The following is a 1,906-nucleotide window of genomic DNA, read 5'->3' as shown; positions in this document are numbered from 1 at the left end:
AATAGCCCTGGTCGCAGCTGGCCCCGGAAGGCCGTGGCCCACGCGCGGAGTGCACCCCGAAGACGGTGTCTGATCCCCGGCCGCGCCACGACGGGCACGTCCACCAGCTATCGCTGGGTTAGTGCTCAGGGCCGGAAAGCACGTGCAGCGCACCGGAGGCGGGGCATGGTTGAACTTCTCTCTACATGGTTCAAGGCACGCCCTGCGGGCGTGCGGCGGGTCGGGGTGTGCCGGGCTGGTCATTCCTCGTCTTCGCCGCCATGACCGCCCGGCCCTGTACCCCGCCCCGAGAACAGCCGCCGGGTGGACCGGAGCCCGCCGAGCGAAGTGCACCGCGCCTGGTCTCAGGGTTCTGTCACGAGTTCGGCCGGTGTCAGCCCTGCGCCTGGATGACGGTGATCAGGCCGCGGCGAGCAGACTCCGGGCTCGCCGGGCGAAGACGGGCACCCCGGCGCGGGCGAGCGCGTCGAGGAGATTACCTGTGGTCATCGGCGGTCTGCGCTTCTCGGAGGCCATGCGGCGCAGGGTGGCGGTGACCTCGATCGGATCTCGCTCCAGGAGCGAGCAGAGGTATGTATCCGGGTCGGTGGCGGTGAGGTCGAGCGGGCCGAGGGTGGTGGCGGGGAAGTCGGCGAGGTTCCAGGTGATCAAGGTGGTGGCCCTGCCCGCGGCGGCTGCGGCGGCGTGGTGCAGGTCGTCTGGGTCCGGACCGTCGAGGTCGGAGAGCAGGTGCTTGTAGTCGGCCTCGGGGACGCGGTTTTCCGGGAAGTAGTCGCGGATCGCGGTCGCGATGGCGGCTGCGGCCTGCGGGGAGCGGTGTTGCTCGCGCACGATGACGTGTTCCCACTCGTCCAGGAGGCGGTCGCTCCAGAGCAGGGCGTGGATGCGGTCCTGGGACAGGGCGAGCATCAGGTCCATCAGCGAGAACGGGAATAGGATGTTGGTATCGGCCAGGACCCGGGCCATGAACGGTGCCTTCCAGGTCAGTAGGGCAGGTCGTGGTCTTCGACGAGCTCGGTGATGCGGCGGCGGCCCTCGGCGTTGCGTTCGCGCCGGGCCTGGAATTCGAGGACGTCGGCCAGACGGACGGTGCGGTGGGTGCTGCCGGGCAGGTGGGCGGAGGGGAGTTCGCCCTCGTCGAGCAGGCGGGCGACGAAGGGACGGGAGTAGCCGAGCAGTTGCGCGGTCTCGGCGGGGGTCAGCCGGGTCTCCACGGGCAGGGCGAGCACGGCGTTGCCGGCCGCGAGGTCCTGGACGGCGGCCACGACGAAGCGGGTGAGGGATTCGGGCAGGAGGATGTCGCGCCCGTCCGGGCCGCGCAGGACCAGGCGGGACTCGGGTTCGGCTGCGTCCTGGAGCGCGGTGAACAGATCGTGCTCGGCCGGGGCGGGCTCGACGCGGGCGGCGTGGGACAGGATGCTGGTGCGGGACACGGGCACCTCCCAGTGCGAAGTGATATCGGTAATAAGTGTAACGGATGAGGTGGTGGTGTCAACCGGAGCCATGCCGGGTGGGAGCACCGGCCGTCCCGCGCACCCGATCCTCCGGGGCGGGCCGGAACCGGTCAAGGCCCTGTGGCCGCTGCGCGGTCGCGCTTCGCGCGAGCCTGGACCGAACCCGGCCCAACGGCCCCGGACCCAGGGCGACTGCGCGGGAGGCCGGAGAGGAATGGTCATTTCGGATATCGTCCGTGCAGGTCAGCGAATTGCGAAATTCAATTCAAGGTCTAGACCAATCGGGCCGGTTGACGGCTACCGCTGACGGCTACGTCGGTAGACACCACTGCCCTAAAGTTAGGTCCAGTTTGACATGATTTCAGGTAGCTTGCGGGGCAAGGGTTTCAGCTTGATCACGATGTGGACTGGGTGTGGGAGGCAACGAAGCTCCTGGTAGAACGCGGGATGCC

Annotated in this window: 2 protein-coding genes; both read right to left on the bottom strand. The window is 68.9% G+C overall.

What is annotated here, in order from left to right; genetic code table 11:
* Positions 1 to 399: 399 nt before the first annotated feature.
* Positions 400 to 966 (bottom strand): VapC50 family PIN domain-containing toxin, encoded by a 567-nt coding sequence (locus KGA66_RS28810; RefSeq protein ID WP_211472736.1) that lies wholly within the window; start codon positions 964 to 966, stop codon positions 400 to 402.
* A 17-nt stretch (positions 967 to 983) separates the two neighbouring features.
* Positions 984 to 1,433: a helix-turn-helix domain-containing protein gene (locus tag KGA66_RS28805; protein ID WP_211472734.1), complete on the bottom strand. Its 450-nt coding sequence runs from the start codon at positions 1,431 to 1,433 to the stop codon at positions 984 to 986.
* Positions 1,434 to 1,906 lie beyond the last annotated feature (473 nt).

The sequence above is a fragment of the Actinocrinis puniceicyclus genome (assembly GCF_018283645.1).
Classification (GTDB): domain Bacteria; phylum Actinomycetota; class Actinomycetes; order Streptomycetales; family Catenulisporaceae; genus Actinocrinis; species Actinocrinis puniceicyclus.
This window is presented reverse-complemented; position numbering and strand designations above follow the sequence as displayed.

What these genes read in the sequence shown, in the direction of transcription:
- KGA66_RS28810 (WP_211472736.1), bottom strand. Translation starts at nt 966, where the DNA reads ATGGCCCGGGTCCTGGCCGATACCAACATCCTATTCCCGTTCTCGCTG.